The sequence below is a fragment of the Amycolatopsis sp. NPDC058278 genome (genome assembly GCF_042881395.1).
Lineage (GTDB): Bacteria > Actinomycetota > Actinomycetes > Mycobacteriales > Pseudonocardiaceae > Amycolatopsis.
This window is the reverse complement of sequence record NZ_JBHVXZ010000042.1, coordinates 1-25,414: the sequence shown is the minus strand read 5'-3', so window position 1 is coordinate 25,414 and position 25,414 is coordinate 1. Positions and strand designations below refer to the sequence as shown.

The following is a 25,414-nucleotide window of genomic DNA, read 5'->3' as shown; positions in this document are numbered from 1 at the left end:
TCGTTTCCGGCACGATGCGACGTGGGCCACAGTGACGCAACAGGCGGTGTCGTTTTGGCGACTTCCGCGCAAGGTTCTTTCAACGTCAGCGCTGTTTGACGCCGATTTTTGCGTGCGGTTAGGCTGGCGCATGCCCGAAGAGCTGCTCGACGCCACCGACCACGAGATCCTCGGCCTGCTGCGCGAGGACGCCCGCCGCACGCTGTCCGACATCGCCGGCCGGGTGACGCTGTCCACGGCGGCGGTCAAGCGCCGCATCGACCGGCTGCGCGAAAGCGGGGTGATCACCGGGTTCACGGTCCAGGTCGACCACGCGAAACTGGGCTGGGGGATCGAGGCGTTCACCGAGCTGCGGTTCGTGGGCAACACGAAGGTGGCCGAGATCCTCCGGACGACCACGCGGATGCCGGAGGCCCAGGCGGTCTTCACGATCGCCGGTGACCCGGACGCGCTGGTGTGGCTGCGCGTGCGCGACATGGCCCACCTGCAGAAGACGATCGACGAGATCCGCCGGCACCACCAGGTGACGGGGACGAAGACGTTGATCGCGCTGGAATCCTGGTCGCGGTAGCCGTGGAGATCTTGACGCTGGCGCAGCGGCCGGAGCTGGCCGACGCGGTGTACGCCATTCCCTATCCGCCGGAGTCGCCCCGGTTCATGGAGGGCAGCCTGACGAGCTTGCTGGTGCGCGGCCGGCGGGTGGCCCGGCGGTGGCCGCACCTGGTGGTGGCGTTGCTCGAGGACGGGTCACCGGTGGCGCGGGGGATCATGGTGCCTTTCCGCGGCCGTTCGCCGTTCCCGGCCCGCGGCTGGGACGAGGTGGCCGTCTGGGCCGCCGAGGACGCTCTTGACGGTGTGGTTCCGGATACCGCTTGTGCGTTGGAGATCGCTGTGCATCCTTCGCACCAGGGGCGTGGCCTGTCTTCGGTGGTCCTGACGGCGATGCGGGAAGCGGTGGCCGCGGCGGGGCTGGCGTCTCTGGTCATTCCCGTGCGGCCACCGGACAAGGCTTCGGTTCCCGGTGTGTCGATGGAGTCGTACGCCTCTGCGACTCGGCCGGACGGGTTGCCGGTGGATCGGTGGTTGCGCACGCATGTCCGTGCCGGCGGACGCATCGAGTGCGTCGCTCCGTGTTCGGCGACGGTGCAGGCTCCGTTGGCCGCTTGGCGGCGGTGGACCGGGCTGCCTTTTGATCGTGACGGGGTGGTTGTGGTTCCCGGGGCTCTTGCTCCGGTCTTCGTGTCCACTGTGGATGACTATGCGGTCTATGTCGAGGCCAATGTTTGGGTGTCGCATCGGGTGGCTGGGTAGTGGCTCGCCTCTCCTCCGATGCGGTGGCTCTGGCCGACCGCATCGGTGAGCTGGTCGCATGCATGCGGTCTGCTGAGGCGGAACTTGGTGCGCTGCTGGTGGAAATCGAGCAGCGTGGGCACGTCTCCGGCAGTCCACGCGAGCCCGAACACCCGCGGCCCGGCCCGCGGCGAGTCAGCCGCGCAGCAAGACTCCCGATGTTCGTTCGCGCTCGAAGAACGTCTCCGGCCACTCGATCGAGTCCGGTGGTGCTTCGATCGCCGTGGCCCGGCGGCGGAGCTCTGCCATGTACCCCGCGTCCAGGAGCGCTCGGGCCGACAACGGTTCGCGCAACAAGAGATCCGCCGGGCCCTCGTACAGGTACGCGTCCACGCCTGGGTAGCCGCGCGTTGCCGGCGGATATTCGCGGTTCACCGGGAAATACGTCGTCTCCAGGGCGCCCAGCCACGAACCCTGCAACGGCACCAATGCCGGCCACGGGCCCAGTCGGCGCTCGAGGCGGGCGTTGTCCGCCGTGAACCCGCGGTGGTCCGCGATCACGTACGCCGCTCCGGGGTGCTCGCGTTCCAGTTGGGCCACCGCGCCGCTGCCTCCGTCGTGCGTCAAGTGGCCCAAGCCGAACAACATCAGCGCCTTGCGGTTCCTCTGCAGCACCTGCGTCTTCACCACCGACACGATCGAGGCGTCCCGGTCCAGGAACGGCTCCAGGTCGGCCGGCGTGTGAACGCGGCTCCAGTCGACCGGCGGATCGGCCGCCAGCACGCGGAGCTTGCGTGAGGCGGGCAGGGTCGTGTTGACCTGCCGGACCAGAGCGAAAAGCTGTTCGTAGAACGTCGAGAACCCGCAGCTCGGCTGCGTTGTGTCGCGCCAGACGTTGCTGATCTCCGGGACTTGCGCCCCGGCGGTGTACGCGTCCAGCAGCGGCTGGAGGCGCGCGTTGCCGCACTCCACCACTATGTCGTTCACCCGTGCCGGAAACCGGGGGTCGCGGATCAGGTCGAACACGAACGTTCCCACGTCCGGGCTGGACTTCGCCACGATCGCGTGGCTGTCGAACGCTGCCAGCAGCGCTGCCGCCGGGTCGGGACGTTGCTGGCCCGCGTCCGCCGGAGCGGCGAGCAGGACGGCGGCCGCCAGCAAGGCCAAGAAGAGTCGCACGAGAGCTCCTCGGAGTAGTTTCCCCACTGTCTTACGTCTATAAGACAATTCGGCCAGCATTCATGGCGGCCGGGGGCCGTGTCAAGGCCGGTCTAGTGGCGGAACGCCTCCGCCAGCCACCACGATCCGCCGTCGTCGGCGATCTTGGCGTCGATCACCAACGGGGCCGACCGGGGTGCCGTCAGCCACTCGCGCACCGCCGGCAAGTCGGCGGCCGACCGCACCGTGACGCCCGTGCAGCCGAAGCCGCGGGCGATGGCCGCCAGGTCGGAGTCGGGGAAGCGGACCGTCGTCATGTCGGCGTCGCCGAAGTGGTGGATCTCCGCGCCGTACGCCGCGTCGTTGTAGACGATCACCACCAGCGGCAGTTCCAGGCGGACCGCGGTGTCCAGTTCGGACAGTGCCATGTGGAACCCGCCGTCGCCCGTGCCGAGCACCGGCAGCCGGTCCGGGCGGGCCAGGGCCGCTCCGATCGCCGTGCCCAGGCCCAGGCCGATGCTCTGGAACGCCTGGGTGAAGCAGAACCCCTGCTCGTCGGGCACCGACAGGTACGCGCTCGGGTACCCCATGAAATTGCCCGAGTCGATCGAGACGATCCGCTCGGCCGGGAGTAGCTCGTCCAGGAGCCGGCTCAGCGTCCGCGGGTCGATCCGGCCGCCACCGGAGAGGTCTTCGTGCTCGACCTCGTTCCAGCGGCCCGCCGCGATCCGGGCCGCCACCTCGTCGATGCGGTAGCCCCGCTGCTCCTGCGTCAAGGCGAGCACGTCGAGGGCGGTGCCCGCGACGTCGCCGACGACGCCCAGGTCGATCGGCCGGTGTGCGCCCAGCGCTGCCTGCTCGACGTCGACCTGGGCCAGCTTCGCGTGCGGGCTGAGCAGCCTGCCGTGGCGGGTCGTCCACATGTTCAGCGCGCAGCCCCAGCCGACGACCAGGTCGGCGCCCACGATCAGCTCGGCCGCCGCGGGGGACGCGAAACCGCCCGAGATGCCCAGTGCGAACGGGTCGTCGTGGAACAGGCCGTGCGCCACAGCGGACGTCGCCAGCAGCGCGCCGCACCGTGAAGCGAGCTCGCGCAGCACGTCCCCGTGGCCGCGGGCACCGCGGCCGGCGATGAACACCGGCCGCTCGGCGGCGGCCAGGAGGTTCGCCAAAGCCGCGACCGTGGCGGTGTCCGGTCGCACGGAAGCGGGCCCCGCGATGTCCGGCAGCGGAGGCGGGGACGGCGCCGGCTGGGCCTGGACGTCGAGCGGGAGGTTCAGCACCACCGTCCGGCGCTGCTGGCGCGCCGTCCGGAACGCCCGCACGGTATCGGCCACCGCCGTCGCGGCCGAGTGCACGCGCTCGGGCACCGCACCGACCGCCGTCGCCAGGCCGTCCTGGTCGATGCGGAAGTTCGACAGCACCGACGCGGCCGCCGAGTCGGCCGTGAGCACCAGCATCGGCGTCCGGCTCTTGGCCGCTTCGGTGATCCCGGTGACGGCGTTGGTCAGGCCGCAGCCCTGGTGCAGCGACAGCACCGACACCCGGCCGCTCATCCGGGCGTACGCGTCGGCCATGCTCGCCGCGCCGCCCTCGTGGCGGGCCGCGACGAACCGGACGCCGCCCGCACGCAGCGCGTTGGTCACCTCGAAGTTGCCGCTGCCCACCACGCCGAACGCCGTGCCGGCGCCGAGGCCGGCCAGTGTGCGGCCGACGAGTTCGGCGACGTTCACCGCTCCACCAGGGCCAGCACCCGGGCGGGGCTGCCGGAGCCGCCGACGATCGGCAGCGGTGAGACCAGCAGCAGCACGCCGGTCGGGGGCAGCGACGCGAGGTTCTGCAGCTGCGTCAGGCCGTGCTTCCCGGCGCCCAGCAGGAGCTCGTGGCAGGGGAACATCGGCTCGAGGCCGGGCGCCTGTCCCGCGTCGGTGCCCACCGTTTCGACGCCGAGCCCGGTGATCGGCGTTTCCTCGGCGAGCCACCGGGCGCAGCCGGCCGAGACGCCGGGGGTGTGCGAGCCGGCCTCGTCGGCGTTGAGGAACTCCTGCTGGTCGCCGCTGCGTGCATCCCAGCCGGTGCGGTAGAGCAGCCAGCCGCCGTCGGGCAGCGGCCCGTGCTCCGCCGTCCAGGCCCGGACGTCGTCGATCGAGAGCAGGAAGTCCGGGTCCTCGGCCGCCCGGGCGGAGAAGTCGAGCACGACCGCGGGCGCCACCAGTGTCTTCAGCGGGACCTGCGAAACGTCGTGACCGTCCTTTCCGGACACCCAGTGCACCGGGACGTCGAGGTGGGTGCCGGTGTGCTCGCCGGTGTGGATGTCGTTCCAGTACCACCGCGGGCCGCGGTCGTCGTAGCGGCTGATCTCCTCGAGCCGGAACGGGATCGTGTTGGCGAACGGCTCGGGCAGCTGCAGGATCGGCGTGCTCGAGCTCAGGGGAGCGGTGAGGTCGACGATCTCGATCGCCCCGCCCGCGATCGCCTTGCTCAGCCCGTCCAACAACGACATGCCTGCCTCCCGGTGCCGGTGTGTGTTCGTCGATCGAGACTATGCCTTGACAGGCGTGCGCCGTCAGGTGTTGTCTTAATGTCGTAAGACAATAGGAGGGTGGGCAGGGTGATCGAGTTCGTCCTCGACGGCCGTTCCCGGGTTGCCACGTACATGCAGCTCGTCGTCCAGGTGAAGCAGGCGTTGCGCGTCGGCCTGCTGCGGCCCGGCGACCAGCTGCCGAAGGTGCGGGACGTGGCCGAGACGCTGGCGATCAACCCGAACACCGTGCTCAAGGCCTACCGCGAGCTGGTGCTGGAAGGGCTCGCCGAAGGCCGCCCGGGGGTCGGCACCTTCGTCACCGGCACCTTGGCCGGGCCCTCGCTGGACCACCAGGCGCAGCTGCGCGACGAACTGGTGGCCTGGCTGGAGCGGGCCGAAACCGCGGGCATGTCGCCCGACGACATCGCCGCCCTCATCGAAACCACGATCCGCGGCACCCGGGTGCCGCACGACCTGTCGTAGGGAGTCCGGAATGGAACCGGCGGTGGAAGCCAGGGCGCTGGGCAAGCGCTACGGGCGCACCTGGGCGCTGCAGGGCTGCGAGCTGGAGGTGCCCGCGGGGCGGATCGCCGCGCTGGTCGGCCCGAACGGCGCGGGCAAGACGACGCTGCTGCACCTGGTCGTCGGCCTGCTGAAAGCCGACGCGGGCGAGGTGCGCGTCTTCGGGCGTGAGCCGCGGTCGGCACTGCCGGACATCGGGTTCGTCGCGCAGGACACCCCGCTCTACCGCGATTTCACCGCGGCGGAGCTGATCACCATGGGCGGGAAGCTCAACCGCCGCCGCTGGGACACCGCGCTGGCGCGTGACCGGCTCGCCATGCTCGGCATCCCACCGGACAAGCCGGTGGGGAAGCTGTCCGGTGGCCAGCGCGCCCAGGTCGCCCTGGCGCTGGCCCTGGCGAAGCGACCGCGGCTGCTGCTGCTCGACGAACCCATCGCGAGCCTCGACCCGCTCGCGCGCCGCGAGTTCATGCAGACGCTGATGGGTGCGGTGGCCGAGAGCGAGACGACCGTGCTGCTGTCGTCGCACCTGCTCGCCGACCTCGAACGCACCTGCGACCACCTCATCGTCCTGCAGCGGTCCCACGTCCGGCTGGCGGGGCCGGTCGACGAGCTGCTCACCACGTTCTGCACGCTCACCGGGCCGCGGGCCGGCAGCGAATCCATCGCCGGGGTGGCGGAGGTGGTCCGCGCGAGCCACACCGAACGCCAGTCGACGCTGCTGGTCCGCCGCGGCGACGGCCCGATAGATCCACTGTGGACGGAGCATGAAGTGACCCTGGAAGACGTGGTGCTGGCTCACCTCGCCGAAACCGGGCCACGCGTCCCGGCCTCCGCGTGGGAGGTGCCGGCATGATCTGGCTGATCTGGCGGCAGCACCGCAAGCAGGCGCTGTTCACCCTCGGCGCACTGGCCGCGCTCGCCGCGCTGATGGTCCCCACAGGCCTGGCGATGCACGCGAAGTATGACAGCCTCGGCCTGGGCGCCTGCCGGTCCGCGCTCGGCAGCGCGTCGCTGATCACGCAGACCGAAGCGACGTCGCGGTGCGAAAGCCTCGGCCACCAGTTCCAGCAGGAGTTCGGCGGCATGGTGTTCATCGCCGTCCTGTTCGTCGTCCTGCCCGTGCTGGTCGGCGTGTTCTTCGGCGCGCCGCTGGTCGCTCGTGAGGTCGAGCAGGGCACCCACCGTCTCGTGTGGACGCAGGGGGTGACCCGCCTGCAGTGGGCGCTGGCCAAGTTCGGCCTGATCGGCGCGATGACCACGGTGCTGGCGGTGGGGTACGCGCTGGGCGTGTCGTGGTGGTTCCAGCCACTGGTGAGCGCGAGCACCGGCCGGCTGACCTACCTTTCGTTCGACGTGCAGGGGATCGTCCCGGTCGCGTACACGCTGTTCGCGCTGGCGCTGGGTGTCTTCGCCGGGACGTACTTGCGGAAGGTCCTGCCCGCCATGGGGATCGCCCTCGTCGGGTTCGCGGCGGTCCGCGTCGCGATCGAGGTCCTCGCCCGGCCGCGGTACCTGCCGGCGCAGAGTCTCACGTTCACCCCGGCCGGCGGGCAGACACCGAATCCGGCGTCCGGGAACTGGGTGATGGACGTCGGTGTCCGCAACGCGGCCGGGGAGCTGGTCCTGCCGAACGCCCAGATCGGCCCGTGCCCGCCCGGCGATGGCGGCTGCACCGCCACCGAGGCCGGCCCCGGCGCGGTCAACTGGCTGCAGTACCAGCCGGGGGACCGGTTCTGGCTCTTCCAGGGCATCGAGACCGGGATCTTCGTGCTCCTGACGGCGGCGCTGGTGTTCTTCGCCCTCCGCCGGCTGCGGACGATCGCCTGACCCGGCGCCGTCGGACACTGGCCACCGGACGCCGTCGCGGTTCGTGAGTTCCCCACGGTGGCACGGAGTTGAGCGGCCGATCGGGTGATCTGCAGGGGTAAGCGGGCGAACCCGCCCCGGCGGGGCGGTGCGGGGTCGTAAGGTCGCTTCCGGTGAGGGAGCACAACGGTTTTACCGCTGGGCACACGGGGGATTCGGAACCGTGGCGGGTCTGCCTGCTGGACTCGTCGGGCCGGGCACTGGGTGCCGGGATGCTGCTGGGCGAATCCACGGTGCTCACCTGCGCGCACGTCGTGCAGGCCGCCGGGGAGGAAGCGCTTTCGGGGTCGCCGGTGCTCGTGCGGTTCGTCGGCTTGGACAGCATGCCCGAAACGCTCGCCACCGTGCGGCCCGGCTGCTGGGTGCCACCGTCGGAGGACAGCCGGGGCGACATCGCACTGCTGGACCTCGCCGAACGGTTCCCCCACGTGCCCGGCGCCCCGCTGGTGCGCCTCGGCGCCGTGCGTGACCGGGTGGTCCACACCTACGGCTTTCCGCGCCCGCACCGCTACGGCGTCTGGGTGAACGACGCCAAGCTGGCCGGGCCGGTCGGCGAGTGGATCCAGCTCAACTCCCCGCTGCCCGGGGAGCGGGTCCGTCGCGGCTTCAGCGGCGCGGGCGTGATCGACAAGGCAACCGGTGCGGTCCTCGGCATGGTGGTCACCGAGTACACCGACGAGCAAGCCGGGCTCGCCTACCTGATCCCGGTGGAGAAGATCGTCCGGCACGTCCCGGAGGTCGACCGGTGGGTGGGCCCACCGCCGTCGTTGCCCGGGGTGCTGATCGTGGTCATCGGCGATCGTGATTCGGCTGTGCAAGAAGGTTTCGAGACGGAGATGCGGCGCGCGCACCGGGTGTCCCGCTCGCCGGGGACGAACCGGGTCCTCGACGAGCGGGCCCCCACGATCGTGGACGCGACCGACAAGACCGCCGGCGAGGTGGCCGAGCACGTCAGCAAGCGCATCAGCAGTGAGCTGGCCCCCACGGTGCTGGAAACCAACCCCGGGAACGTCGCGATCGCGATGACCGGTGTGGAAGCTTCGCGCGCCCCGGAGAAGGTGCTCACGGAAGTGGTGAAGCGGCTGACGGACCAGGGAGCCACTGTGCTGGTCCAGTTCAGCGGACCGGACTCGCCCGGCGCGCACCTGGCCCGCCGCTGGGAGAAAGAGCGGAACGCGCGCCGTCTGGAGCGGCTGGCACTGCTGGTCGACATGGTGGAGCACGAAGAGGAACGCATCCAGGAGCAAGCCGCCCGGATCGGCTCGCGCGCGGCGGTCCCCGGCGCGTCCGTGGACCTGAGCTTGCGGCTGGCTGTGCTGCGCTCGGCCGACGAGCGGATCGAACCGGGCCGCGCGCGGCTCGCCCTGGCGAAGGCCGAACGTGATGCGGAAGCGGCCCGGTGGAAACTCGTCCGGCTGCACGCCGAGCTCGCCGCGGGAGCCGCCCGGTACGAGGAACTGCGCGGACGGCTGCGCGCTTACAACGCGAAGGCGACCGACGCGGGCTTGATGGAGGACGAGGAGCTGGGCGAGCTGTACCGCGAGGCCATGGCGATGCTGGCCACGTGGCCGGACGATCCGGAGGCCGCGGCCGAGCTGGTCGAGCGGTACGTGCGCGCGGTCCGCCGCAGGCTGGAGGGGGTGTGATGGCGGAACCGGTGCGGTGCCACGGGCAGCCGGTCCCGGCGCACGGCTACTGCGAAGTCTGCGGCCGTCGCCGGGAGCCGGCGGAGCGTCCGGCCGAGCCGGCCCCGGAAACGGAGAGCACACAGCGCGGTTCCGAGACCCGGACCGGCGACGCGGATTTCCACTTGCTGCCCCCGATCGAGGTGCCGGACCCGGAAGAGCTCGTCCTCGCCGACCCGGACTACCCCGAGCAGCACCGGTTCTGCGGCTACTGCGGGGAACCCGTCGGCCGCGCCTACGCCGGCGAACCGGCGTTCGCCGAGGGCTACTGCGAAAAGTGCGGCAAGCGCTTTTCCTTCCTGCCCAAGCTGAAGCGCGGCGACCGGGTCGGCGACCGCTACGACGTCATCGGCTGCTTCGCCCGGGGCGGGCTCGGCTGGGTGTACCTGGCCACCGACATCGCGCTCGCCGGCCAGCACGTCGCCCTCAAGGGCGTGATCAACAGCGGCAACGCCACGCTGAGGGCCATGGCGCGGGTCGAGCGTGATGTGCTGGTCCGGCTCGACCACCCGAACATCGTGCGCATCAGCGACTTCGTCGAGCACCCGCCGCCCGGCGGTGGCGAGCCGGACACCTACCTGGTGATGGAGTACGTCGGCGGCCGGTCGCTGCGGGACCTCCTGAAGCAGGGACCGCTCCTGCGGGCGGAGCACGTGATCGTCTACGGCCGCGCGATCCTCGGCGCACTGGACTACCTCCACGGCGAAGGCCTGCTCTACTGCGACATGAAGCCGGAGAACGTGATCCACGGCGACAGGCGGGTCAAGGTCATCGACCTCGGTGCGGCCCGCTCGATCGAAGACCCGGCGAGCCCGGCTGTCGGCACCAAAGGGTTCCAGGCGCCGCCGTACGAGCTCGCCCGGTACGGCCTGACCGTGCGTTCGGACCTGTACACCGTGGGCCGGACGCTGCAGGTGCTGCTCGGAGCCGCGGGCGAAGAGACCGAGCAGGATGGCGTCGGCTCCCTGAGCCGGGTCCTCGAGCGCGCGGTCGCGCCGTTCGAGCGACGGTTCGCCACCGCGTCCGAAATGGCGGAGCAGCTCGACGGCGTGCGCCGGGAAATCCTTTCCCTGCGCGACGAACGGCCGCGGCCGGTGCCGTCGGCGCTGTTCGAGGACACCGCGGAACTGCTCGACGACGGCCTCGGCGCCGTGCCCGGCCTGGAGCACTGGGTCGACGGCGAACGCGCCGGCCGGTTGGACCTCGGCCTGCCGCGCGCCGCCGACGGTGCGGGACGGCTGCCGATCCCGCGGGTGGCCTCCGACGATCCCGCGGCGGAGTTCATCGCCGCCGCGGGGGCGCCCGGACCGCACCGCTGGCTGGACAAGCTCGGGATGTTCGGCAAGCGCTCGGTCGAGATCGCCTTCGCCCGGACGCGGGTGCTGGTCGCGGTGGGGGACTCCGGTGCCGCCGCCGCGGCCCTGGCGGACGCCGAAGAGCAGCTCGGGACCGAGGCCGCGCGGGACTGGCGGGCGGCCTGGCACCACGGGCTGCTGGCGCTGGCCCGCGACGACGCCGAGCAGGCGGCGGCCGCGTTCGACCGGGTGCACCGCAGCTGGCCCGGCGAGATCGCGCCGAAGCTGGCGCTCGGGTTCTGCGCCGAACTGCGCGGGGGAACCGAGCAGGCCGAACGCTGCTACCGCTCGGTGTGGCACCGCGACCACGGCCAGGTCAGCGCCGCGTTCGGCCTGGCCCGCTGCTACCTGCGGGCCCACGGCCGCGACGCCGCGGTCGCCCTGCTCGACGCCGTGCCGCCGATCTCGCGCCATTACGACGCCGCGCGGATCGCCGCCGTGCGGATCCGGGCCGGGCGCCTGCCGTCCGGGCCGCCCGGCCGCGACGACTTCGCCGACGCGGCGCGCCGGCTGCCCGAGCTCTACCTCGACCGGGAGGCCCAGGACCGGCTCGAGGCGCTGGTCCGCGAGGCCGCGCTCGCCGGCCTGCCCGTACTGGCCGGGTTCCGCGGCCTCGAAGACTGGGACGGCGGCGCGCTCCTCGGCGAGCGCGTCACCGAACGCGGCCTGCGGTCGCTGCTGGAGGTGTCCCTGCGCCGGCTCGCCGAGCGGGCGCCCGACCGGAACTCCCACGGCGTGCTGGTCGACCTCGCGAACTCCGTCCGGCCGAAGACGAGAAGGTGATCGGATGCCCGACCGGGACCGCCCGTTGTTCACCCTGCAGCTCGACCAGAACAAGTACCTGGCGCCCTCGGACGACCGGATGGACGTCGTGCTCACCGTGCGGGTGGGCGACGCCGGGGTGCCGGCGGCCGGGCTGCCGCCGACCGCCGAGCTGCTGCTGGTGGACTGCTCCAGCTCGATGGACTGGCCGCCGACGAAGATCGAAGCCGCCCGGCACGCCTGCCGGGCGGCCATCGCCTCGCTGCGGGACGGCGTGCTGTTCGGCGTGGTCGAATGCACCAGCCGGGCCCGGCTCGTGTACCCGGCCGAGCCGCCGCTGGCGGTGGCCGGCGAGCGGACCCGCCACGAGGCCAAGGCCGCGGCCGCCGGGCTGATCGCCGGGGGCGGCACGGCGATGAGCACGTGGCTGGACCTGGCCCGGGACCTGTTCGAGACGACCCCGGCCGTCATCCGGCACGCGGTGCTGCTCACCGACGGCAAGAACGAGTCCGACCACCGGGGGGCGCTGGACGCCGCGCTCGACCGCTGCCGGGGCCGGTTCGCCTGCGACGCGCGGGGAATCGGCGACGACTGGGATCCGCGGGACCTGCAGCGGATCGCGGCTGCCCTGCGCGGCAGCGCGGACGCCGTCCTGGAGGACGCGGAGCTCGCCGGGGACTTCCGGCGCCTGGTCGAGCGGGCGATGGGCCGGACCGTGCCGGACCTGCGGCTGCGGGTGACCACGATGCCCTACAGCCGGCTGCGGTTCGTCAAGCAGGTCTTCCCGACCGAGGTCGAACTCACCTCGCAGGTCCGTGCCGAAGGCCGCGTGCTCGAGCTGCCCACCGGGGCGTGGGGCGACGAGCTGCGCGAGTACCACCTCTGCCTCGACGTCGAAGCGGGGGAGCTGACGCGGTACGAGAACCGGTTGCTGGGCACCGTCACGCTCTTCGCGGGGGCCGACGAACCGGTCGGCGAACAGCAGGCCGTCGTCGGCTACCTGACCGACGACCTGGCGCTCTCCAGCGTGCCGGACGACAACGTCGCCCGCGTCACCGGGCAGGCCGAACTGGGCCGCGCGGTCCGGGCCGGCTGGGACGCCTTCCAGCGCGACGACCGGGTGGCGGCGGCGCGCGAATGGGGCACCGCGGTCCGGCTGGCGACCGGGCTGGGCAACGCGGAGATCCTCAAGCGCCTCGGCCGGCTGATCGACGTGCACGACGACGGCACGGTCGCGATCAAGGACAGCGTCCGCCCCCGGGACGGCTTCTCCCTGGTGCTCGGTTCGACCATCTCCAGCTTCGCCGGTCCGGCGGAACCCGCCGCTGTCGCCGCCCCGCTCGAACCCGGCGGCCCACCGCGCGAGTGCGTCCACTGTGGACATAAAGCGCGGCCGACGGCGAAGCGGTGCGGGCACTGCGGCGAGGCGCCGTTCGAGGCGGGAACGCCGTCGTGACCGCGACCAGCACCACCCGGCAGACCCTGTGGTGGCTGCGGCTCGGGCTCGTGGCCGGCAGCGTGCTGGTGCTGGGGACGGCACTGGCGACGTTCCTCGGCGTGCGGGCCAGCATCGCCGAGGTGCGGGAGCGGACCGCGCCCGCGGTGCTCGAGGTGTCGCTGGCCAAGGAGGCGATCGTGGCCGCGCACCGCGCCGCGGTGACCGCGTTCGAGGCCCGGCAAGCGCGCCTGACCGGCCCCAGCGAGCAGTACGAGGACGAAATCGCCCGGACGAGCCAGCAGCTGGCCCAGGTCGCCGAGCACAACGCGGCGGGCGAGGCGGGCAGCCAGACGCTGCTGTTGATCGAAGGGCTGCTGCCGTCGTACAACGGCTTCATCGGGCGCGCCGACGCCCACTTCCGGGAGGACTCGGGCGGCCCGCTCGCCGCGAGCAACCTGCAGTCCGCGTCGGACCTGCTGACCGCGCCGTCGAACGGGATCCTCGCCCGCCTCGACGCGCTCGAGGCCGCCCAGCGCGCCGCCCTCGACCGGCAGCTCGGGGCGAACTGGCTGGGTCCCGCGATCACGGCGCTGTGGGCGGTGCCGCTGGTCCTGCTGCTCGCCGCGCTCGTCTGGGCGCAGCGGTTCCTCGCCCGGCGGTTCCGGCGCACGGTGAACACCGCGCTGCTGGCCGCCACGGTGGCGTGCGTGCTGCTGGGCGCGGGAACGGCGCTGCTGCTCGGCATCCAATCCGACGCCCGGGACGGCGGCGCCGCGCTGGAGCAGACCGTCGACGCGCGGTCCGCGGCCACCTCGGCTGCCGCCGGCCACGCCCGGTGGACCCTCGCCCACGTGCTGACCGCCCAGTGCGGGATCGAGGGAGTGGCCGCGTGCGGTGACACGGTGACCGCGTTCGCCGCCGGGACACCCGTCCCGCCCGCCGTCCCGGACGCGCCGCCGGGCGCCGTCGACGAAGCGGCGCTGCTGGGCCCGGGACTCACCGAACCGGGCTGGACCGGGGTGCTCGGCTACGGGATTCCGCTGCTGGCCGCCGGAATCGGCGTCCTGTCGGTGGGCGGCCTGCAACCCCGGGTCGACGAATACCGGTTCCGCGGGAGGAGAGAGCCGTGATGAGGCGCTGCGCCGGTTCGGTACTGGCCCTCGTGCTCCTGATCTCCGGGTGTGCCGCCGGGACCGGCGCGGAGCCGCTGACCGTGCTGGGGTCGTGGACCGGCGACGAGCAGACGGCGTTCCTGCGGGTCCTCGACGGGTTCACCCGCGAAACCGGGATTCAGACGCGCTACCAGGGCACCCGCGCGCAGAACCAGGTGCTGCGCGGGGACCTGCAGCAGGGCACCCCGCCCGACGTGGCGGTGCTGTCCAACCCGGCCGAGCTGGCCGGTTACGCGCATTCCGGGCAGCTGAAACCCCTCGACGGCGTCCTCGACGCGGACGCGACCGCCGCGTACAGCTCGCCGTGGCGGAAATTGCAGCAGCTCGGCGGGAACACGATGTACACGGTCGTGGTGAAGGCGGACCTGAAGAGCATCGTCTGGTACGACCCGGACAGGTTCCGGGAGGACCCGCCGGACACCTGGGACGCGCTCGTGGCGACCTCCCGGCGGCTTTCCGCCGCCGGGCAGCAGCCGTGGTGCCTCGGCATGGGGGCGCCGCCGAACTCGGGGTTCCCGGGCACCGACTGGCTCGAGGACATCCTGCTGCACCTGGCTCCGGACAAGTACGCCAAGTGGGCGGCCGGCGAGCTGGCCTGGACCGACGAGATCGTGCGCGACGCGTGGCAGCGGTGGGGCACGCTGGTCCTGGCGCCGGGCGCGGTCCGCGGTGGCAGCACCGCGGCCCTGCTCACCTCGTTCGCCGACGCCGGCCGGGGCCTGTTCGCCGATCCGCCCCGCTGCCTGCTGGAGCACCTCGGCTCGTTCGCGATCGGCGGCTACCTGGCGGTCCCGCGGCCGGCCGGCCCGCCCGTGCCCGACCGGGACTTCCGGTTCTTCCCGTTCCCGGGCACCGGGAAAACCGCGCGGTCGGAGGTGGCGGCCGACCTCGCCGGGATGTTCCACGACACCCCGGCCGCGCGCCGGCTCATGGTCTACCTGGCCGGGGAGCGGGGGCAGCGGATCTGGCCGTCCGGCGGGACGACGTTCTCGGTGCACCAGCGTCTCGTCCGCCAAGGCGTCTACGGCAGCGACGTGACCCGGCGGATCGCGACGACCCTGGCCGACGGCACCGGCCTCTGCTTCGACGCGTCGGACCTGATGCCCTCGGCGATGACCAGTGCGTTCTACCAGGCGGTGCTGGAGTACCTGGCCCACCCCGACCGGCTGGACACCCTGCTCGGGGAGCTGGAGGCGGTGCGCCGGGGCATCGAGCCGGACCAGTGGCTCACCCTGCCGTGCTGAACCCGTGTGAAAGGAGATCCGGTGCAGGAGTTCGTGCGTTTCCCGCTGGCCGACGGCGGTTCGGTGGTCGTCGAGGTCGAAGGGGAACCGGGCCTGGAACAGGCGTCGGTGCCTTCGGGGGTGCTCCGCAAGGCGACCACGACCTTCGAGCACGCCCTGAGCGAGGTCCGCGCGGCCGCGTCCGCCGCGCTGGCCCAGTTCCGTGACCTCGGCCCGGACGAGGTCGAGCTCAAGTTCGGCGTCAAGCTCGACGCCCAGGCGGGGGCCGTGATCGCGCGCACCGGGCTGCAGGGCCAGTTCGAGGTCAAGCTGAAGTGGCTGCGCGACGGCGCGTCGCCGGCCGAGGAAGCGACCGAAGAACCGGAAGGGTGAGGCGCTAGGGCTTGTAGCCGACGATCCCGGCGACGCACTTGGCCGAGTCGCTGAGCGGCGTGAGCCGGGGGCCGTCCGGCCACCACTCGTCGCAGACCGCCATGCCCGGGCCGGACGTCGCGTTCGGCTGGACCAGTTCCAGGCCGGCCATCATGGCTTCGATCTCCGCGCGGGTGCGGAAGCGGCCGGCGCCGAGCGGGCCGGAGACCAGGATCTGCTCGATGCGCTTGGCGATCGCGGTCAGCTCCGGCACTTCGGGGTCGAAGAAGTGCGACAGCACCACGTACGAGCCCGACGGCAGCGCGTCGATGTACTCGCGCATGAGGTCGACGACGCCGTCGCCCTCGAAGTGGTGCATCGTGCCCACCTGCAGCAGCGCGACCGGCTCGGAGAAGTCGACGTGCGCCAGGACATCCCGGTGGCCCAGGACGTCCTGCGGCTTGAAGATGTCCGCCTCGACCATGTGCGTGAAGTCGTTCTCGACGAGCAGCGCGCGCCCGTGGGCGAGGACCACCGGGTCGTTGTCGATGTAGACGACCGTGTTGTCCTTGTCGATGCGCTGCACGATCTGGTGGGTGTTCTCGGCCGTCGGCAGCCCGGACCCGCAGTCGAGGTACTGGTGGATTCCGGTCTGGTTGGCCAGCATCCGCAGCGCGCGGTTGTGGAACCCGCGGTTGCCGCGGGCGATGTCCACCGCTTCCGGGACGGCGGTGCGGATCTTGTCCATCACCACGCGGTCGACTTCGTAGAAGTTGTGGCCGCCGAGGAACCCGTCGTAGATCCGCGCGATGCTCGGCCGGGCGGGGTCGACCCCCACCGGCGTCTGGCTCGGGGACGGCGCGGACGGCGTGCCGGACATGGCGACCTCGCAGGACTTCGGCGGGCGGCGTTGGGCCACCCAGAGTAGTAGGTCGCGTCCGCGCGGTGAAGCGGAGGTGGACTCGGGCAGCTGCGGGGGCTTCAGCCGCCGGGGCGGAGCCGCTGGCCGGGGATGTCGGCGGCGCGCCGGTCGCGTTCGCGGCGCAGCCGCTCGAGGTGCTGCTCGATCCGCCGGTCGAGGTCGCGCGCGGCCTCGGACAGGTCCGTCAGGTCGCGCCGGGAAGCCGGGTGCCCGGCGGCGGCCCCCGTGTCCCTTTCGTTCCCTGCCCTGTCCACTGCCGGCACCTCCCGGATCGGCCTGGCTTCCTGCTCTTGGCGTTACTGCCCCATCAGGCGGTAACCAAAACCCCGTTCGGGTGAACCCGGGCACCCCGAGTCCGAAGAAATCCCTGGTCACAATTTTGACCAGATGGTAGAAATTGAGGAGTCGCGGCGGACGGCCGCCACGGGGAAGTGGAGGAGCCGGTGATGAGCGTGCCTTCCGTGCAGCTGTATTCGGTCCGCGACGCCTTCGCGGCCGATCCCGCCGACACCCTGCGGCGGCTCGCCGCGATCGGCTTCACGCAGGTCGAGCCGTACGGCGTCCTCGAAAACGCCGAAGCACTACGGGCCGGGCTGCCCGCCAACGGCCTGACCGCCCCGACCGCGCACGCGCAGCTGCTGGGCGCCGACCGGCACGCCGTGTTCGCGGCCGCGGCCGAGCTGGGCATCGGCCTGGTGATCGACCCGTACGTGCCGCCCGAGCGGTGGCAGCAGCCGGCCGACATAGCGGCCACCGCGGACGGGCTGAACGCCGCCGCGAAGCTCGCGGCCGAGCACGGCGTCCGTGTCGGCTACCACAACCACTGGTGGGAACTGCAGTCCCGGATCGACGGCCGCAGCGCCTTCGAGGTGTTCGCCGAGCAGCTCGACCCGGCGGTCGCCCTGGAAGTCGACACGTACTGGGCCACCGCGGGCGGCGAGGACGCGCCCGCCCTGCTGCGGCGGCTCGGCGACCGGGTGCGGGCCATCCACGTCAAGGACGGCGGGCTCGCCACCGACGCCACCGGCCAGGTCCCGGCCGGTCAGGGCCGGGTGCCGGTGGCCGAGGTGCTCGCCGCCGCGCCGGACGCGCTGCGCGTGGTCGAGTTCGACGCCTTTGACGGCGACCTCTTCGAGGCCATCGCCGCCACTCACGCCTTCCTGACCGGCGCGGACCGGTGACCGGCGGCCCGGTCGGCGTCGGCATCATCGGCACCGGCGTCATCAGCGGCACCTACCTCGAGAACCTCACCGCCTTCCCGGACGTCCGCGTGGTGCGGGTCGCCGACCTCGACACCGGGCGCGCGGCGGCCCGCGCGGCCGAGCACGGCGTGCCGCGTTCGGGCACCGTGGCCGAGCTGCTGACCGACCCGGACGTCGAGCTGGTCGTCAACCTGACCGTCCCGGCCGCGCACGCGGAGGTCGGGCTCGCCGCGCTCGAAGCGGGCAAGCACGTGTGGACGGAGAAGCCCCTCGCGCTCGACCGCGAGACCGGCCGCAAGCTCCTCGACCGCGCCCGCGGGAAGGACCTGCGCTTGGCGAGCGCGCCCGACACCGTGCTCGGCGCCGCGCTGCAGACCGCGCGGCAGGCCGTCGACGCGGGCCGGATCGGCCGCCCTCTGACCGCGCTGGCGCTGTTCCAGGTGCCGGGGCCGGAGCGGTGGCACCCGGCGCCGGAGTTCTACTTCCAGCCCGGCGGCGGGCCGCTGCTCGACATGGGCCCGTACTACCTGACGGCACTGGTGCACCTGCTCGGCCCGATCCGGCGTGTCACCGGGGCCGGTGGGCGGGCCCGCGACACCCGGGTCGTCGGGACCGGGCCGCGGGCGGGCACGGAGTTCCCGGTGTCGGTGACGACGACGGTCACCGCGCTCGTGGAATTCGAACGCGCCTCGGCGCAGCTGGTCCTGAGCTTCGACTCGGCGCTCAAGCGGCCCGCGCTGCTCGAGCTGACCGGCACGCTCGGCGCCGCCGTGCTGCCGGACCCCAACCGGTTCGACGAGCCGACCCGGCTGCACTTGCTCGACCTCGACGAGCCGGAAGAGCTGGCGCCGCAAGGACACGCGGCTTCGCGCGGCACCGGCGCGCTGGAGCTGGCCCGGGCGATCCGGGCCGGTGTGCCGGAACGCGCGTCCGGCGAGCTGGCCTACCACGTGCTCGACGCGATGCTGGCCATCGACGAATCCATGACGCGCGGGCAGAGCGTGGAGGTCGCGAGCACCGTCGACGTCCCGCCGTTGCTGCCGGCGGGGTGGGACCCGTACGCGAAGACCCTTTAGAGCGGGACGGTGAGCAGGTTCTGCAGGTAGAAGCGCAGCGAGCCGACCAGATCGACGTCGCCGGGCACGGTCAGCCACTGCACCTGCAGGCCGTCCATCAGCGCGATGAACGTCAGCGCCGCCATCGCGGGCTCGACGCCCTCCCGCAGTTCGCCGCGGGCCGCGAGGGCTTCGAACGACTCGTGCACGCCGTCGCGCGCGGCCCGGTAGTGGCGCACGAAGTACGCGTGCGCCGGGTGGTCGGCGGCGACCGCTTCGGCGGCGAGCCGGGAGTAGAGGTCGACGATCCCGGGGTGGCGGACGTTGTGCTCGGCGAGCGCGACGAAGTGGCGCAGGACCGCCAGCCCGGGCGGCACGGTCAGCTGCTCGCGCTCGGAGTCCTCGGCGTCGCGGCGTTCGAGCACGGCGGCGAGCAGGGCTTCCTTCGTGGGGAAGTAGTAGAGGAGGCCGGCGTGGGAAATCCCGACGCGCTTGGCGATCTCGCGCAGCGACGAGCCGTGGTAGCCGAGTTCGCCGTACGCCGCGGCCGCCGCCGTGATGATGTCTTCACGGCGGATCCGGCCCTTCAGGTAGCCCCCGGTCACGGGGTCGCGGTGGTCTCGGCGGCGTGCACGGGACCATCATGCCGCAGCGATCGTTCGCACAAGCGGCGTGAGCGAATGAACAAACCGGTTGTGCGAACGCGGGCGGCTTGCGAGCATCACGGCGTGAAGAGCGCGGAACGGCAACGGGTGATCGTGGAGCGGCTGCGGGACACCGACCAGGTGGGCGTCGCCGAGCTGGCCGCGGCGACCGGCGCGTCGGAGATGACCGTCCGCCGCGACCTCGACCACCTGGCGTCCCGGGGCGTGCTGCGCCGGGTGCACGGCGGCGCGGTCCCGGCGGCGCGAACGGGGGTCGAACCCCCGTTCGCGGCCCGCGCGACGGCCGCGATCGCGGCGAAGCGGGCCATCGCCGCCGCGGCGGCGGAGCTGATCCGCGACGGCGAGACGGTCGTCCTCGACAGCGGCACGACGGCGCTGGAGCTGGCGCGGCTGCTGCGCGGGCGCCCGATCACCGTGATGCCGCTGTCCCTGCACGCGGTCCGTGAGCTGGCCGACGACCCGGACGTCCGGCTGCTGCTGCCCGGCGGCGAACCGCGGCCGGGGGAGCAGGCCCTGGTGGGCCCGCTGACGCTGGCGTCGCTGCGGGCTCTGCGGTTCGACGTCGCCGTGCTCAGCCCCTGCGCGTTCGGCCTCGACTCCGGGCTCACCGCCTTCGACCTGGGCGACGCCGAGGTCAAGCAGGCCGCGCTCGACGTCGCGGGGCGGGCGATCGTGCTCGCCGACGGCGCCAAGTGGGGCCGGGCCGCGCTCGCCTGCATCTGTCCCGCCGACCGCGCCGACGTCGTGATCACCGACCCCGGAGCACCCGCAGACCAGCGTGCCGCGCTGGCCGAGCGCGGCGTGCTCGTGCACGTCGCCGTCCCTTTGGAGAGCCGATGACCGTCCCGCCCCGCCCGCGCGCCGCCCGGTTCGCGACCTTCATGTTCTTCGGCCTCAACGGGTTCGCGATGGGCATGTGGGTGGTGCACATCCCGAACATCGAGCGCGCGACGGGCATCTCGCACAGCACGCTGGGCGCGCTGCTGCTGGTGCTCGGCGGCGCCGCGTTCGCCGGCATGCAGGTGGCGGGCCCGCTCGTCGACCGGCTCGGGCACCGGCGGCTCGTGCCCGCCGCCGGGGTCCTGCTCGGCCTCGCGGTGTGCGGGCCGGGGTTCGCGAACTCGTGGTGGGCCTTGGGCCTGTCGCTGATCTTCTTCGGCTTCGGCAACGGCGCGATCGACGTCGGGATGAACTCCCACGCGGTCATCGTCGAGCGGGCCTACCCGCGCCCGATCATGGCGGCCTTCCACGCGATGTGGTCGATCGGCGGCGCGATCGCCGCGGTCATCGGCGCGGCGACGCTCGGCGCGGGCGTCCCCACCGGCGTCACCCTCACCGCCACCGGCCTGCTGTGCGTGCTGCTTTCCGTGCTGTCGGCGCGGTTCCTGATGGAGCCGGCCGAGGCGCCCGCCCCCGCCTCGTCCGCCTCGTCCGCCTCGTCCGGCCCTGCCGAGCCGGAGGTCCCGCGTCGGACGCCGGGCCGCACGGTCTGGCTGCTCGGCCTGCTGGCGCTCGCGCTGATGCTCTCGGAGGGCGTCGCGAACGACTGGGCCGCGCTGCACATGGAAAAGGTGCTCGGCACCTCGGCGTCCACGGCGGCGCTGGCGTACGGCGCGTTCGCGGTGGCGATGACGACCGGCCGCTTCCTGACCGACCGCGTCGCGGCCTGGGCGGGGCCGGCGGCGATCGTCCGGTACGGAGCGGCGATGGCGGCGGTCGGCCTGACGACGGCCGCGGCGGCCCCATGGGTACCGGTGTCCCTGGTGGGCTGGGCACTGTTCGGCCTGGGCCTCTCGGGTGGCGTCCCGCAGCTGTTCACGGCGGCGGGCAACCTGGACACGCGGGCGTCGGGCGCGTTGATGGCCAGGGTGGTCGGGCTCGGGTACGTCGGCCTGCTGGCCGGCCCGGCGCTGATCGGCGGGCTGACGCGGTGGATGCCGTTGAACGTGACGTTCGGGGTGCCGGTGGTGCTGTGCGTGCTGGCGGCGGTGTTCGCCGGGGTGCTGAGCCCGAAGCCGGAACCGGCGAAGCAGCCCGTCAGCTGATCAGCCGGCGGTGGTGGGCGACGGTCTCGTGCGCGTGCTCGGCCCCGGTGGCCGGCTCGGTGTGGATCACCACCGCCGTCAGGCGCGGAATCGTGTGCAGCAGCCGGTGTTCGACCTCGTGGGCCAGCGCGTGGGCGGCCTCGACGGTCAGGTCCGCCGCCACCGTCACGGCCAGCTCGGCCCGCAGGTGGTGCCCGATCCAGCGCATCCGCACGTCCCGGGCACCGAGCACGCCATCGACGTCCCGGGCCGTCCGCTCGGCCAGCTCGACCGACGCCGGGTCGACGGCGTCCAGCAGGCGCCGGAACACCTCCTTCGCCGCGTCGCGCAGGACGAACAGGATCGCGACGGTGATGACGAGCCCGACGATCGGGTCCGCCGCGGGGAAGCCGAAGGCGACGCCGGCCGCGCCGGCGACGACGGCCAGTGACGTGAAGCCGTCTGTGCGGGCGTGCAGCCCGTCGGCGACCAGGGCGGCCGAGCCGATCTCGCGGCCGACGCCGATCCGGTACCGCGCCACGAGTTCGTTGCCGGCGAAGCCGATCGCTCCGGCCACGGCGACCGCCCACGGGTGCGCGACCGGCTGCGGATCGAGCAGCCGCACCACCGATTCGTAGCCGGCGATCGCGGCCGAAGCCGCCACTACGAGCACGACGACCACCCCGGCCAGGTCTTCCGCGCGCCCGAGACCGTAGGTGTAGCGGCGGGTCGCGGCGCGGCGGCCGAGCAGGAACGCGACGCCGAGCGGGACGGCGGTCAGCGCGTCGGCGAAGTTGTGGATGGTGTCGCCCAGCAGCGCCACCGATCCGGTGACCAGCACGAGCACCAGCTGCGCGACGGCGGTCAAGGACAGCGCGGCGAACGACCACACGAGCGCGCGCACCCCGCGCCGGCTGGTTTCGAGGGCGTGGTCGACGCGGTCGGCGCTGTCGTGGCTGTGCGGCCGCCACCTCGAATGGCGGTGGCCGTGTCCGTGTCCGGTCATGGCGACCAGTCTATCTGCGCATGCACGCAGATACGCAAGTAGTAAGGTTACGGCCATGCACGCGTCGCTGCCGGAGTTCGACATGCCCACCGAAGAGCAGGTCCACCTGGCCGCGGAGTCCTTCCGGCTGCTCGCCGACCCGACCCGCATCAAGGTGCTCTGGGCGCTGCTGCAGGGCGAATCATCGGTGGCCTGCCTGGCCGAGCTGGCCGGCGCCGCCCCGACGGCGGTCAGCCAGCACCTGGCCAAACTGCGTCTGGCGGGCCTGGTGAAGGGCCGCCGCGAAGGAACGTTCGTGTACTACTCGGCGGCCGACAACCACGTGCGCGGCCTGCTGGCCCAGGCCCTGCACCACGCGGAGCACGTGGACCGCGAACTCCCCTCGGGCGACCACGCCCACCACCCGCGGCCTAGCTGATCGGTTCCTGCAGCTCCGTCACCCAGCCCGCCGGATCCTCCGGGCAGTCCAGGTACGCCTCCCGCTGCGGCCCGGCCGACCGGTGGCCGTGGTCGTCGATCCAGCGCACCACCGCCTGCCAGCCGGGCAGGACGCCGTCCATCGCGCCGCGGTGGACGAGCGTCGCCGCGCGGGTGGGCGGCAGGTCCGCCACCGTCAAGCCGTTGAGGTCGCCGCCGCCGACCGACGCCGGGACCGCGGCGTGCACGATGACCTCGTCCTCCGCGCGCTGCTCGTAGTAGCAGGTCAGCCGTCCGGCCGGGGTGACGTCCGCCTGGGGGAGGCGGCGGCCGAGCTCCGCGCACAGCGGGTGGACGACCGGCCCGATGGCCTCCGGCGCGAACCCCGCCGCGACGCCCGTCAGCTCCACCACCCGCATGCCGGGCAGCTCCTTGACGACGACGTCGTGGGCCGGCGGCCGGCCTTCCGCCTCGATGGTCCGCAGCCGCGCTTCGACCTGGGCCAGCCGGGCCGCGCCCTCGGCCAGCGCGGCTTCCAGCTCCGCGCGCCGCAGCGCCAGCATGCCGCGCACCTGCTCGACCGTGACCTCCTCCGCCAGCAGCGTGGCCACCTGCTCCAGGGTGAACCCGAGGTCCTTCAGCGCGACGATCCGGTTGAGCCGCGCGAGCTGGCCCGCGGTGTAGCTGCGGTAGCCGGTCGCGGGGTCGACGCGCGCCGGGCGCAGCAGGCCGAGCGCGTCGTAGTGGCGCAGCATCCGGACCGAAACCCGGCCGTGGCGGGCGAAATCACCGATCGAGAACACGGCTCGATCCTTCCCCAGGCGGGACGAACCCGCCGAGGACGTCCGCGGCGAGTTCCGCGAACGTGATCGCGGTGTCGTCTTCGTGCGCGGGCCCGACGACCTGCAGCCCGGCCGGCCGCGCCCCGCCCACCGGCGCGCTGACCGCCGGCAGCCCGGGCAGTGACGCCTGCGCGATCCAGAACACCTGGTCTTCGTAGCGGTGCCGGTCGTCGTGGGCCAACGCCGTGGTGAACACCGTCGGGCAGAGAAACCCGTCGACGTCGGCGAAGTACCGGCCCCACGCGGCGGTCGAGGCCGCCCGCCGCCGCTCCTGCTCGGCGGTCCCGGCCGGTGCACGTCCTTCTTGGCTCGCGAAGAACAGCTCCACCTGGAAGCCGAACGCCTCGGCCTGAGCGATCGGGTCGACGTCCGCCGGCCAGCCTTCGCGGATCCGCACCCCGGCGCGGGCCAGTGCGTCGACGGCGTCCGACAGCTTCGCGCCGACCTCGCCGGTCACCGGGCAGGCCGGGTCGTCGAGCACGACGCCGACGTGGAAGTCCTCGAGCCGGGACCGCCGTGCGGGCCGCAGCGGGCCGCCGGTGACTTCCAGGGCGAGCCGCAGGTCGGCCGCCGACCGGGCCAGCGGACCGACCGCCGCAGGGAATTCCCGGGCGAGCGGGGCGGGCGGTCCCGGCGGCTGGAACCCGCGCAGGGACACCGTGCCGGCGGTGGGCTTGAGGCCGTACACGCCGCAGTAGGCGGCCGGGATGCGGATCGACCCGGCCAGGTCGGAGCCGTATTCGAGGAAGGTCAGGCCATCGGCGAGCGCGGCCGCGGCGCCACCGCTCGAGCCGCCCGGTGTCCGGGTGTGGTCGCGCGGGTTGAGCGTCCGCCCGTGGAGCGGGTTCTCGGTCCGGCCGAAGTCCGCCAGCAGGTGGTGCACGTTCGACTTGCCCACGACGAGCGCGCCCGCGGCCCGCAGCCGGGCGACGACCGCCGCGTCCTCGTCCGCGACGCAGTCCGCGAACGCCGGCTCGCCCCAGGTCGTCGGCAGGCCTTTCACGGCGAAGGCGTCCTTGACCGTCATCGGGACGCCGTGCAGCGGGCCGGCGTCGTCGCCGTGCGCCACGGCCCGGTCCGCCTCCGAAGCGGCCTCCAGCGCGAAGCCGCGGCAGGTCGCGATCACGGCGTTGACGGTCGAGGCGTCGATGCGGGCGAAGAGCTGTTCGGTCAGGTCGCGCGCCGAGAGCTCGCCGCGGCGGATCCCGGCGGCCACCTCGATCGCGGTGCGGAAAGGCGTCATGGGTCCGGGATAGCGCCTGACACGGTGTCAGGGTCAACGGGTTTCCGCGACCCGCCGTCCCGGGTAGCCCACGGGTGATCGCCGTCCGAATCGCGGGCGGCGCAGCGAGGCGGAGGGAAGCCCGATGTCGACCGCACCTCCCGTGTCACCCGAGCCTGTCCAGCCCGAGCCCGCCGTCCCGGAGCCCGGGGTGCCCGGCCCGGACCGGCCGCTGCCGGAGCCCGGCGGGGTACCCGTCCCGGACCCGCTGCCGCCGGCACCGAAGCCCGGCCCCGACCGCGAGTAGCTACGACGGTCAGATTATATGAGTTTCGTATGACTTCGTGTACCGTAGGGGTATGACAACAGCGCAGAGCTACCGCCGGATGGTCAACGCCGGCAACAAGATCGTCGTGGGCCTGCAGCGGCTCGGCGTCGCCTTCGGCCCGATGCACCTGCTCACCGTGCCCGGGCGGCGCACCGGCGTCCCCCGCACGTTCCCCATCGCGGTCATCCCCCTCGACGGTGCCCGCTACATCGTCCAGGCCTATCCGAAGGCGGCCTGGGTGGCGAACGTGCGGGCCGCGGGCGAGGTGACGCTCACCCGCGGCCGCCGTTCGTCGGCCGCGCGGCTGGCCGAGCTGCCGGTGCCGGAGCGGCGGCCGGTCCTGCGCCGGCTCGTCGAAACG

27 protein-coding genes are annotated in these 25,414 nt (G+C 73.0%); 18 read left to right on the top strand and 9 right to left on the bottom strand.

What is annotated here, in order from left to right:
• The first annotated feature begins 130 nt into the window (after positions 1–130).
• On the top strand, positions 131–571 hold the full coding sequence (locus ACFVYA_RS22530; RefSeq protein ID WP_013227655.1) for an Lrp/AsnC family transcriptional regulator: 441 nt from the start codon (positions 131–133) through the stop codon (positions 569–571).
• A gap of 2 nt (positions 572–573) precedes the next feature.
• Complete coding sequence (locus ACFVYA_RS22525; RefSeq protein WP_387047615.1) at positions 574–1,311, top strand: GNAT family N-acetyltransferase; 738 nt, start codon at positions 574–576, stop codon at positions 1,309–1,311.
• A 174-nt stretch (positions 1,312–1,485) separates the two neighbouring features.
• Here the strand turns inward: ACFVYA_RS22525 and ACFVYA_RS22520 are convergent, their stop codons facing one another.
• The 3 genes from ACFVYA_RS22520 to ACFVYA_RS22510 form a co-directional block, all read right to left on the bottom strand.
• Positions 1,486–2,469 carry a hypothetical protein gene (locus tag ACFVYA_RS22520; protein ID WP_387047614.1) on the bottom strand — a complete coding sequence of 328 codons (984 nt, stop codon included), beginning with the start codon at positions 2,467–2,469 and terminating at the stop codon, positions 1,486–1,488.
• A 92-nt stretch (positions 2,470–2,561) separates the two neighbouring features.
• Positions 2,562–4,181: a thiamine pyrophosphate-binding protein gene (locus ACFVYA_RS22515; RefSeq protein WP_387047613.1), complete on the bottom strand. Its 1,620-nt coding sequence runs from the start codon at positions 4,179–4,181 to the stop codon at positions 2,562–2,564.
• Positions 4,178–4,951 carry a cyclase family protein gene (locus tag ACFVYA_RS22510; RefSeq protein ID WP_387047612.1) on the bottom strand — a complete coding sequence of 258 codons (774 nt, stop codon included), beginning with the start codon at positions 4,949–4,951 and terminating at the stop codon, positions 4,178–4,180. Before ACFVYA_RS22510 ends, ACFVYA_RS22515 begins: the two co-directional genes overlap by 4 nt.
• A 108-nt stretch (positions 4,952–5,059) precedes the next feature.
• Here ACFVYA_RS22510 and ACFVYA_RS22505 point away from each other — a divergent pair, with 108 nt between their 5' ends.
• The 9 genes from ACFVYA_RS22505 (at position 5,060) to ACFVYA_RS22465 (ending at position 15,391) form a co-directional block, all read left to right on the top strand.
• Positions 5,060–5,455 carry a GntR family transcriptional regulator gene (locus tag ACFVYA_RS22505; RefSeq protein ID WP_387047682.1) on the top strand — a complete coding sequence of 132 codons (396 nt, stop codon included), beginning with the start codon at positions 5,060–5,062 and terminating at the stop codon, positions 5,453–5,455.
• Positions 5,456–5,465: 10 nt separating this feature from the next.
• Positions 5,466–6,350: an ABC transporter ATP-binding protein gene (locus ACFVYA_RS22500; protein WP_387047611.1), complete on the top strand. Its 885-nt coding sequence runs from the start codon at positions 5,466–5,468 to the stop codon at positions 6,348–6,350.
• Complete coding sequence (locus ACFVYA_RS22495; protein WP_387047609.1) at positions 6,347–7,324, top strand: ABC transporter permease; 978 nt, start codon at positions 6,347–6,349, stop codon at positions 7,322–7,324. Before ACFVYA_RS22500 ends, ACFVYA_RS22495 begins: the two co-directional genes overlap by 4 nt.
• A gap of 152 nt (positions 7,325–7,476) precedes the next feature.
• On the top strand, positions 7,477–9,009 hold the full coding sequence (locus ACFVYA_RS22490) for a trypsin-like peptidase domain-containing protein (RefSeq protein WP_387047607.1): 1,533 nt from the start codon (positions 7,477–7,479) through the stop codon (positions 9,007–9,009).
• Entirely contained in the window at positions 9,009–11,186 is a 2,178-nt protein-coding gene (locus ACFVYA_RS22485) for a tetratricopeptide repeat protein (RefSeq protein WP_387047606.1), read from the top strand. The genes ACFVYA_RS22490 and ACFVYA_RS22485 overlap by 1 nt, the downstream gene beginning before the upstream one ends.
• Before the next feature lie 4 nt (positions 11,187–11,190).
• Positions 11,191–12,621 carry a VWA domain-containing protein gene (locus tag ACFVYA_RS22480; RefSeq protein ID WP_387047604.1) on the top strand — a complete coding sequence of 477 codons (1,431 nt, stop codon included), beginning with the start codon at positions 11,191–11,193 and terminating at the stop codon, positions 12,619–12,621.
• Positions 12,618–13,733, top strand: a complete 1,116-nt coding sequence (locus ACFVYA_RS22475; protein WP_387047603.1) for a hypothetical protein — start codon at positions 12,618–12,620, stop codon at positions 13,731–13,733. Before ACFVYA_RS22480 ends, ACFVYA_RS22475 begins: the two co-directional genes overlap by 4 nt.
• Positions 13,733–15,019, top strand: coding sequence for an ABC transporter substrate-binding protein (locus ACFVYA_RS22470; protein WP_387047681.1), 1,287 nt, complete (start codon positions 13,733–13,735; stop codon positions 15,017–15,019). The genes ACFVYA_RS22475 and ACFVYA_RS22470 overlap by 1 nt, the downstream gene beginning before the upstream one ends.
• Positions 15,020–15,040: 21 nt before the next feature.
• Positions 15,041–15,391 (top strand): CU044_2847 family protein, encoded by a 351-nt coding sequence (locus ACFVYA_RS22465; RefSeq protein WP_387047601.1) that lies wholly within the window; start codon positions 15,041–15,043, stop codon positions 15,389–15,391.
• Positions 15,392–15,395: 4 nt separating this feature from the next.
• Here ACFVYA_RS22465 and ACFVYA_RS22460 read toward each other — a convergent pair whose 3' ends face one another.
• Both ACFVYA_RS22460 and ACFVYA_RS22455 read right to left on the bottom strand, forming a co-directional pair.
• Complete coding sequence (locus ACFVYA_RS22460; RefSeq protein WP_387047679.1) at positions 15,396–16,250, bottom strand: SAM-dependent methyltransferase; 855 nt, start codon at positions 16,248–16,250, stop codon at positions 15,396–15,398.
• Between the two features lie 101 nt (positions 16,251–16,351).
• Positions 16,352–16,546, bottom strand: a complete 195-nt coding sequence (locus ACFVYA_RS22455; RefSeq protein ID WP_387047599.1) for a hypothetical protein — start codon at positions 16,544–16,546, stop codon at positions 16,352–16,354.
• 192 nt (positions 16,547–16,738) lie between these two features.
• On the opposite strand from ACFVYA_RS22455, the gene ACFVYA_RS22450 reads away from it, so the two are divergent.
• On the top strand, positions 16,739–17,473 hold the full coding sequence (locus ACFVYA_RS22450; protein WP_387047597.1) for a sugar phosphate isomerase/epimerase family protein: 735 nt from the start codon (positions 16,739–16,741) through the stop codon (positions 17,471–17,473).
• Positions 17,470–18,570, top strand: coding sequence for a Gfo/Idh/MocA family protein (locus ACFVYA_RS22445; RefSeq protein WP_387047595.1), 1,101 nt, complete (start codon positions 17,470–17,472; stop codon positions 18,568–18,570). Before ACFVYA_RS22450 ends, ACFVYA_RS22445 begins: the two co-directional genes overlap by 4 nt.
• Here the strand turns inward: ACFVYA_RS22445 and ACFVYA_RS22440 are convergent.
• Positions 18,567–19,154 carry a TetR/AcrR family transcriptional regulator gene (locus ACFVYA_RS22440; RefSeq protein WP_387047594.1) on the bottom strand — a complete coding sequence of 196 codons (588 nt, stop codon included), beginning with the start codon at positions 19,152–19,154 and terminating at the stop codon, positions 18,567–18,569. The genes ACFVYA_RS22445 and ACFVYA_RS22440 overlap by 4 nt on opposite strands.
• A 123-nt stretch (positions 19,155–19,277) precedes the next feature.
• On the opposite strand from ACFVYA_RS22440, the gene ACFVYA_RS22435 reads away from it, so the two are divergent.
• Complete coding sequence (locus ACFVYA_RS22435; protein WP_387047592.1) at positions 19,278–20,054, top strand: DeoR/GlpR family DNA-binding transcription regulator; 777 nt, start codon at positions 19,278–19,280, stop codon at positions 20,052–20,054.
• Positions 20,051–21,259: an MFS transporter gene (locus ACFVYA_RS22430; RefSeq protein ID WP_387047590.1), complete on the top strand. Its 1,209-nt coding sequence runs from the start codon at positions 20,051–20,053 to the stop codon at positions 21,257–21,259. Before ACFVYA_RS22435 ends, ACFVYA_RS22430 begins: the two co-directional genes overlap by 4 nt.
• On the opposite strand, the gene ACFVYA_RS22425 is transcribed toward ACFVYA_RS22430, so the two are convergent.
• The gene (locus tag ACFVYA_RS22425; protein ID WP_387047589.1) at positions 21,252–22,244 is read right to left on the bottom strand and encodes a cation diffusion facilitator family transporter; all 993 of its coding nucleotides are present in this window, start codon (positions 22,242–22,244) and stop codon (positions 21,252–21,254) included. The genes ACFVYA_RS22430 and ACFVYA_RS22425 overlap by 8 nt on opposite strands.
• Positions 22,245–22,299: 55 nt before the next feature.
• Between ACFVYA_RS22425 and ACFVYA_RS22420 the strand changes: the two genes are divergently transcribed.
• The gene (locus ACFVYA_RS22420; protein WP_285993076.1) at positions 22,300–22,662 is read left to right on the top strand and encodes a metalloregulator ArsR/SmtB family transcription factor; all 363 of its coding nucleotides are present in this window, start codon (positions 22,300–22,302) and stop codon (positions 22,660–22,662) included.
• Here ACFVYA_RS22420 and ACFVYA_RS22415 read toward each other — a convergent pair.
• Entirely contained in the window at positions 22,655–23,464 is an 810-nt protein-coding gene (locus ACFVYA_RS22415) for a MerR family transcriptional regulator (RefSeq protein WP_387047588.1), read from the bottom strand. The genes ACFVYA_RS22420 and ACFVYA_RS22415 overlap by 8 nt on opposite strands.
• Entirely contained in the window at positions 23,448–24,746 is a 1,299-nt protein-coding gene (locus ACFVYA_RS22410) for an amidase family protein (protein WP_387047586.1), read from the bottom strand. Before ACFVYA_RS22410 ends, ACFVYA_RS22415 begins: the two co-directional genes overlap by 17 nt.
• A 124-nt stretch (positions 24,747–24,870) precedes the next feature.
• Between ACFVYA_RS22410 and ACFVYA_RS22405 the strand changes: the two genes are divergently transcribed.
• Positions 24,871–25,032 carry a hypothetical protein gene (locus tag ACFVYA_RS22405; RefSeq protein ID WP_387047584.1) on the top strand — a complete coding sequence of 54 codons (162 nt, stop codon included), beginning with the start codon at positions 24,871–24,873 and terminating at the stop codon, positions 25,030–25,032.
• A 52-nt stretch (positions 25,033–25,084) separates the two neighbouring features.
• A partial coding sequence (locus ACFVYA_RS22400) for a nitroreductase family deazaflavin-dependent oxidoreductase (protein WP_387047583.1) occupies positions 25,085–25,414 on the top strand: 330 nt, incomplete at its 3' end.